This window comes from Arenimonas sp., from assembly GCF_044353605.1.
Classification (GTDB): domain Bacteria; phylum Pseudomonadota; class Gammaproteobacteria; order Xanthomonadales; family Xanthomonadaceae; genus Arenimonas.
The window spans coordinates 163,408-170,876 of sequence record NZ_JBILBO010000004.1 but is presented as its reverse complement, the minus strand read 5'-3'; the positions used below and the strand labels follow the sequence as shown (position 1 = coordinate 170,876).

Genomic DNA, 7,469 nt, shown 5'->3' with positions numbered 1-7,469 from the left:
TCCTGGGCTTTCAATTGGGCATTGGTGGACAGAAACACCCGCGTTGGATCGAGCGTGCCGTCCTTCAGCAGCGCATCCTGCACCGCTTCGCCGCGGGCGGCACCCAAGACGACCAGTTCGGCGGCAGTAGGCTGATACTTGGCGATGAGTTGCGTTTCCAGCCAGTCCGCCTCGTAGGATTTCTTGGCCGCGCGCTTTTCTTTCCAGCCGGCATCTTCGGCAGATTCAGTCACGGCCTCGGCTTTCGGAATATCGGGCTTGCTGCCGAACTGCATTTTATAAAGGGTCTCTAATGCATCCAGCTGCTGCTTCGGCTCCCAGTCGGCATAGGGCGGCAGGGTTTTACCCGGCTTGCCAATCTGAGCCGCGGCGGCGGCCTGCATCTTACGCTCGGCCAGAGCATCGCGGTCGAGCTCATCCAGTATGCCGGCGGGAATATCCAGATTCAGCTCCGGCTTGTCGACCAAGGCCTTGGCCAACTGCGGCAGGTTGGTGGCGGCCGCAGTTGGCAGCTCGGCTGATCCCGGCGCGAAGTCGATGAATTGCGCTTCTTCGGCACCAGCGAACAGGCCGCCGATGAACGAGAATGGTGCCGTCACCACTTTCACCACGATGTTCTTGACGATCTGCCAGACGATCGGGCCGATCTTGAACTTGGGATCATCCAGCGTGCCGGTGACCGGCACATTCAGATCGATGACACCGTTCTTGTCCTTCAATAGCGCCGTGGCCAAGCGGATCGGTAATGACACCGCTTCCTTGCTGCCGGTGGCCTGACCCCAGGTCAGTTGATCGAGAATCACGTGATGGTCGGCCTGCAGCTTTTTATCATTGATGCGGTAGTGCAGTTCGGTGGTCAGCTTGCCCTTGGCGATGGCATAACCGGCAAAGCGTCCGGAATACGGGTTGAACACCGGCAGCTCGATGTTGCGGAAAGCCATTTGAATGTCGGTGCTTTTTTCGTAATCGAAAATACTGGTCTTGCCTTTGATGACAACCGGCGAATATTTGTTGATGACGTAACCGTTCAGGTCGATATCCGCGACGGCATCGGGCCGGGTGGAGATGCCGAGGATGCGGCCGTCCAGACCCTCGATGCGCGCCCGGAAATTCGGCTGGATGGAATAGTCGGCGAAACGCATGGTGCCCTTGTTGAATACCAGCTTGCCGATGTCGATCGGGGTTTCGGCGACGGCCTCCTTGCTGCCGGACTGTGCGGTGGCGGCGGTATCGGTGGTCAACAGGTCGACCAGATTGATGCTGCCCTGCTCGGTGACCACCACTTCCATCGACGGCCGATCGAGGATGACGCTGTCGATGCGGATTTTTTCCGGACCCTGCCGGTAATCGATGCCCTTCGCCGTGGTTTTAACCAGCGCAATAAGCTCCGACCGGTTCTTGACATCGAGCAGCACCAGATTGTCGACCACGCCATCGCCCTGATAGGCGATATTGGCCTTCTCATCCATCGTCAGGCGGCCCTTGGCGGCCACCGTGCCTGATTTGAAGGTGGTGCCCGGAAAATCCGGCAGATACATCAACAGCTGGTTCATCGGCATGCCGCTGAGTTCCAGCGCCAGATCGGCGGTGACCACCGACGGCACCACGGTGCCTTCGATACGCAGCGGCGCCTTGCCGTTGATGGTGCTGGTCATTGCAATCGGCACCGGCTTATCCAAATCCAGGCTCAAACCACTGGCGCTGAACTCGGTGGGGGTCAGCTGGAATTTTCCGGCGGGTTTGACCGTGCGGTCTTCGACATCGAGCGTGGCGGCACTGACCGTGATCTTGCCGATCTCCGCTTTCCAGGCCGCTGCGCTGGTCTGAGCCGGTGCCGCAGATGCCGGCGGCGCGCCCTCTTCGGCGAACAGGCGTTCGATGTTGAGCGAGCCGTCAGGATTCAGCCAGACTTTGGCCTGCACGCCCTGCAGATTGATGGCGGCAACGCTGGCGGTCTGTTTGTTGAGATCGACCCGGGTGTCATTGAGCACCACCGAAGGCAGACGCAGCCAGTCTTCAGCACCGCTTTTCGGACGGATGGCGAGTTTATCGGCGCGGATGCTTGGCAGGTTCACCAGTAGGCGCGGGCCGCTTTTGCCCAGAATGCTGAAATCGTAATCTCCGGACAGGCTGAAGCTGCCGTCACTGAGCTGGAACGGCAGTTCCTCGCTCAGGAATTCGTAGGCGCTGACCGCCTTGAAGGCCTCGACCTTGAAGGCACCCTTGGAAGCCACCGGCTCCAACGACAGGCTACCGCGCCATTCGAAACGCTCGCCCTCGTCGCTGGCCGCAGCCAGCACGAAGCCGCCGCCTTCGTCACGCGTTTTGAAATCCTTCAGGCTGAAGGTAATCGGCGTCAACACCTTTTCCGGTTTCAGCGCGCGGCTCTGGTCGGCGAAATTGACCTGTCCGGCATTGACGCTGAAATCGCCGATCCACACATTCGGCAGCGGATCGTCGTTTTTTTCCTTGGGCAGCAGGTCGGCCAGATTGAGCGAACCGTCCGGTTTGATGATGGCGCGCGCGAACGGCTTGTCGAGCAATACGGTGTTGAACACGAAGGCGCGCTTGAACAGCGAGGAGGCCTGGAAATCCACGAACAGGCGCTGCAGCGACAGCATGGGCTTGCCGGCATCCTGCAGCATGATGTCACGCATGTCGAGTTCGAAGGTGAACGGGTTGAAACGGATCTCGCCGAGCGCGAGCGGTTTTTTCAGCTCGGTCTGTGCGTAATCCATGGCCTGGCTGCGGATCAGCTTAGGCACCAGCTTGAAGCCGATCAAGGCATAGACACCGACAGCAAGCACCAGCAGTCCGGCCAACAGCAGCCATTTCGATTTCATCCAAGCCAACATAGACACCTCCGTTCGACCTATGATGCCCCTGCCGTTTGACAGGCGCAAGCATGCCCTGGCCAGAGCACTGCCGGCTGGCCGATAAAGATAAATTGCTGACCGGCAAAGCCAAACAAAAGAGCATGCCGTCCCCTGTTCTATACAAACCCCCTGCCTGCGGTTTATTGTAGGCACGGGGCAAAGGCCTCGCCCGTTCGGAAATCGAATGGCGCACCCAATAACAAACCATAATTCGCAACACGACCTTTTGGAGAGGAACATGAAAAAACTCGGCGCGGAATTTTTCGGCACCTTCTGGCTGGTGCTCGGTGGCTGCGGCAGTGCCGTACTGGCTGCGGCATTTCCGGATGTCGGCATCGGCTTGGCCGGCGTATCCTTGGCCTTCGGTCTGACCGTACTGACCATGGCCTATGCCATCGGCCACATTTCGGGCTGTCATCTCAACCCAGCGGTTTCCATCGGCCTGTGGGCCGGCGGTCGCTTCCCGGCCAAGGATCTCGGACCCTACATCGTCGCGCAGGTACTCGGCGCCATCGCCGCAGGCGGCGTGCTGTATCTGATTGCTTCAGGCAAGTCGGATTTCGCCGGTGCCGGCGGCTTTGCCTCGAACGGCTTCGGCGAACATTCGCCGGGCGGCTTCTCGATGCAGGCGGCAGTGATCACCGAAGTGGTGATGACGGCCTTCTTCCTGATCGTGATTCTCGGTGCCACTGACAAACGCGCTCCTGCCGGTTTCGCGCCGATTGCCATCGGCCTGTGTCTGACCTTGATCCATCTGATCTCTATTCCGGTCACCAACACCTCGGTCAACCCGGCGCGCAGCACCGGCGTGGCCCTGTTCGCGGATGCCTGGGCCATCCAGCAACTGTGGGTGTTCTGGGCTGCGCCGATTGTCGGTGCTCTGCTCGGTGCCACCATCTACAAGTTCATCGGCAAGGAAGACTGAGTCTTCGGACTTCCCGGAAAAAGGCGCTTAGGCGCCTTTTTTCTTGCCCGCATCCGGCATACCCCTTACAGTGGATTCTGATGATCAAGAGTCCAACCCGATGGCCGATCGGCAACGTCAATCCGCATTCGCTGATTTCGTGCTTGAACAGATGGCGGATGTGCCGGATGTCACGAAGCGCGCGATGTTCGGCGGCTTCGGCATTTACCAGGGCGGCCTGATGTTCGCCCTGATCGCCGACGAGCAGCTTTACTTCAAGGCCAGCGATTTCCTGGCCGAAGAGTTCATCGCCCTCGGCTTGCTGCCCTTCGTGTATTCCAGCAAAGGCCGCAGCACGTCCCTAAAGTATTACCAGGCCCCGGAATCGGTGTTCGAAGATTCCGAACAGATGGCACTGTGGGCGGAAAAAGCCCATCAATGCGCGTTAAGGGCGGCGCAAGCGAAAGTCGCACCAAAAATAAGGAGAAGCAGGCCATGAATTGGTTATGGGTGGCATTGGGCGGTAGCTTGGGTGCCATGGCGCGTTACGGCCTGTCAGGCTGGCTGCTGCATCACAGCGCACAGCAGAAATTTCCCTGGCCCACCTTCGTGGTGAATGTGTCGGGCTGTCTGATTGCCGGTCTGCTGTTTACACTGGCAGCCAAGCACGATATCCTCTCGCCGAATCTACGCCTGTTCCTGTTCACCGGCGTGCTCGGCGGTTTTACGACGTTTTCGGCCTTCGGCCTGGAAACCGCGCATCTACTCAAGCGTGGCGATGTCCTGACGGCCTGCATCTATGTGCTGGCCAGCGTGGTGTGCGGATTGGCGGCGATTCTATTGGCTTACCGTTTTACCGCCTGAAAGAACACCAGCTGCCACGGCAGCTCAATCCGGCCATCGCTGGTGGTGCGGAAATCCAGATAGTCGCGCAGACCGGCCAGAACTTCGGCATCGGTGGCTTGGTCGATGCCGAACATGTTGCGGCAGTAAAACACCATTGCGGCTTCGTCGGCAAAGTGCCAGGGATAATGACGCACGGTCATCCGCGCCGCATCGAAACCGGCCGACTGCAGGCGCGGCAGAAAGGTCTCATCAAAGAACACGCCGACATGGCCCTGGCTGTTGTGCCGGTGCACGAAATCGTTGAGGAAGGCCCCCACTTTCGAGCCGGCCAACACTTCACCGATCAACAACTGCCCGCCGGAGCGCAACAAGCGCCGGCATTCGGCGAAGAACGCGTTCTGCCGATCCAGCGATACATGATGCAGTCCGGTCAAGGACAGCACCGCATCGAAGGCGGCATCGGGGAACGGCAAAGCCTCCGGGCTTCCCAAGGGAATGCGGCTGCCGGCAAAGCCAATGCTGAAATCGCAGCTTTCCAATCGGCGATCGGCTTCCAGGTAGGCGTTCAAATAACCGCCGCCGGAGGGCACATCAAGCAGATCGACAGCTGTTGCCGACAGGTCTTCCAGCAAGGCCAGAAACTCCCCGTCGCGCGCCCGTGGATCACGCTGCATGGCGGCATGATACTGATGCGCCCGCTGGGCGAAGATTTCACTGTAGTCAGTCATGGTGCTGCCGGAACGGGATTTCCTTCATTCTAACCGCTCCGCAGCATGCGTACATAAAGTGGAATCAGCCGGGTGATGGGCATGCCATTTTGCTGGATCTATCGAACCGGTGCCTGACTCAACGGATCAGGCGGTGCGTGACCAGATGCGCGACCACGGCCGGATCGGCCAGGGTGGAGATGTCGCCCAGGGCCTCCGGTTGGTTTTCGGCGATCTTGCGCAGAATGCGCCGCATGATTTTTCCCGAACGCGTTTTCGGCAGGCCCGGCGCCCATTGCATCCAGTCCGGGCTGGCAATCGGACTCAGATGATGGCGCACGTGTTCAATCAGTTCCCGCCGTAGCGCGTCCGATTCGGTCTGGCCGGCTTTGAGCGTGACATACACATAAATGCCCTGACCTTTGATGTCGTGCGGCGCGCCAACTACCGCTGCTTCCGCTACCGCCGGATGTGAGACCAGCGCACTTTCGATTTCGGCCGTGCCCAGACGATGCCCGGACACATTCAGCACATCGTCGACGCGGCCGGTGATCCAGTAATAGCCGTCGGCATCGCGGCGTGCGCCGTCACCGGTGAAGTAGGTGCCGGGATAGGTGCTGAAATAGGTTTCGAAAAAGCGTGCATGATCGCCGTACACCGTGCGCATCTGGCCCGGCCAGGAATCCAGCAGCACCAGATTGCCTTCGCCGGCGCCCTCGATCGGCACGCCTTCAGCATTGACCAATTGCGGGCGCACGCCGAAAAACGGCAGCGTGGCCGAGCCCGGTTTCAGATCGGTCGCGGCCGGCAACGGCGCAATCAGAATGCCGCCGGTTTCGGTCTGCCACCAGGTGTCCACCACCGGACAGCGGCCGTCGCCGACCACGCGGTGATACCAGCGCCAGGCTTCCGGATTGATCGGCTCGCCGACCGTGCCGAGCAGGCGCAGCGAGGCGCGCGAGCTTTGCTTGACCGGTGCCTCGCCTTCACGCATCAGGGCCCGGATGGCGGTCGGTGCGGTATAGAAAATGCTGACCTGATGCTTGTCCACGACCTGCCAGAAGCGCGAGAAATCCGGCCAGTTCGGCACGCCTTCGAACATCACGGTGGTGGCGGCATTGGTCAGCGGGCCGTACACGCAATAACTGTGGCCGGTAATCCAACCGACATCGGCGGTGCACCAGTACACATCCTCGGGCTTCAGATCGAATACCGCTTCGTGGGTGAAACTGGCATGCAGCAGATAGCCGGCACTGGTGTGGAGCACGCCCTTGGGTTTACCGGTGGAGCCTGAGGTGTAAAGAATGAACAGCGGGTCTTCGGCATTCATGGCCACCGCGGTATGCGTGCGCGCTTGTGGATCAACCACTTCGTCGTACCAGCGGTCACGTGGCATCTGCATCGGCGGCGCGCCCGGGCCGTGACGGACCACCAGCACGGTTTCCACAGAGTAGGTGCCGCGTTGCTGCAGGGCTTCATCGACCTGCGCTTTCAGCGGCAGCCATTTTCCGCCGCGTTGGCTGGCGCCAGCCGTGATGATCAGTTTGCTGGCGCAGTCCTCGATGCGAGAGGCGATGGCATCTGGCGAAAATCCGCCGAACACCACCGAATGTACCGCGCCGATGCGGGCGCAGGCCAGCATGGCGATGGCCGCTTCCGGAATCATCGGCAAATAAATCGTGATGCGATCGCCTTTGACCACCCCGAGATTTTCCAAGGCGTTCGCCAGTTGGCAGACGCGGGCATGCAGCTCGCCGTAGCTGATGCGTTGCGAAGGTATGGCCGGATTGTCGGATTCCCAGATGATGGCGGTTTTTTCGGCATGCGCCGGCAAGTGGCGATCCAGACAATTGACCGCCACATTCAGTTCGCCGTCTTCGAACCAGCGGATGCGAAAGTCTTCTTTGTGGAAGCTGACGTTCTTGACCACGGTAAACGGTTTCGACCACAGCAGGCGGCCGGCCTGTTCGCGCCAGAACGCATCGGAATCCTTGGCAACGGCGTCGTGCAGCGCGTCAACGGCGACTTTGTCCAGAGCGGCCTTGGCGGCGAACGCATCGGATACGGGATACAGGTCTGTCATGGGTCTCCACCGCCTCACGCGGGCATTACCGGTTCTCGTGTATGGTATCCGAA

6 protein-coding genes are annotated in these 7,469 nt (G+C 60.1%); 3 read left to right on the top strand and 3 right to left on the bottom strand.

Annotation, left to right across the window (positions count from 1 at the left end; all coding sequences use genetic code 11):
• On the bottom strand, positions 1-2,855 hold a 2,855-nt coding region (locus tag ACIQ1A_RS04275), incomplete at its 3' end, for a DUF748 domain-containing protein (protein WP_395769828.1).
• Between the two features lie 259 nt (positions 2,856-3,114).
• Between ACIQ1A_RS04275 and aqpZ the strand changes: the two genes are divergently transcribed.
• The 3 genes from aqpZ to crcB all read left to right on the top strand — a co-directional run bounded on the left by aqpZ (position 3,115) and on the right by crcB (position 4,644).
• Entirely contained in the window at positions 3,115-3,801 is a 687-nt protein-coding gene (gene aqpZ / locus ACIQ1A_RS04270; protein WP_395769827.1) for an aquaporin Z, read from the top strand.
• A 70-nt stretch (positions 3,802-3,871) separates the two neighbouring features.
• A complete protein-coding gene (locus ACIQ1A_RS04265; protein ID WP_395769826.1) occupies positions 3,872-4,279 on the top strand; it encodes a TfoX/Sxy family protein in 408 nt (135 codons plus the stop codon).
• Positions 4,276-4,644 carry a fluoride efflux transporter CrcB gene (crcB, locus tag ACIQ1A_RS04260; protein WP_395769825.1) on the top strand — a complete coding sequence of 123 codons (369 nt, stop codon included), beginning with the start codon at positions 4,276-4,278 and terminating at the stop codon, positions 4,642-4,644. The genes ACIQ1A_RS04265 and crcB overlap by 4 nt, the downstream gene beginning before the upstream one ends.
• Here crcB and ACIQ1A_RS04255 read toward each other — a convergent pair.
• Together ACIQ1A_RS04255 and acs are read right to left on the bottom strand one after the other, a co-directional pair.
• Positions 4,626-5,354 (bottom strand): class I SAM-dependent methyltransferase, encoded by a 729-nt coding sequence (locus tag ACIQ1A_RS04255; protein ID WP_395769824.1) that lies wholly within the window; start codon positions 5,352-5,354, stop codon positions 4,626-4,628. The genes crcB and ACIQ1A_RS04255 overlap by 19 nt on opposite strands.
• A 118-nt stretch (positions 5,355-5,472) precedes the next feature.
• Positions 5,473-7,416 carry an acetate--CoA ligase gene (gene acs / locus ACIQ1A_RS04250; RefSeq protein WP_395769823.1) on the bottom strand — a complete coding sequence of 648 codons (1,944 nt, stop codon included), beginning with the start codon at positions 7,414-7,416 and terminating at the stop codon, positions 5,473-5,475.
• Positions 7,417-7,469: the final 53 nt, after the last annotated feature.

Bases quoted from the DNA above. Each gene is read 5' to 3' on its own strand.
- aqpZ (WP_395769827.1), top strand. From the start codon at position 3,115: ATGAAAAAACTCGGCGCGGAATTTTTCGGCACCTTCTGGCTGGTGCTC.
- crcB (WP_395769825.1), top strand. From the start codon at position 4,276: ATGAATTGGTTATGGGTGGCATTGGGCGGTAGCTTGGGTGCCATGGCG.
- ACIQ1A_RS04255 (WP_395769824.1), bottom strand. From the start codon at position 5,354: ATGACTGACTACAGTGAAATCTTCGCCCAGCGGGCGCATCAGTATCAT.
- acs (WP_395769823.1), bottom strand. From the start codon at position 7,416: ATGACAGACCTGTATCCCGTATCCGATGCGTTCGCCGCCAAGGCCGCT.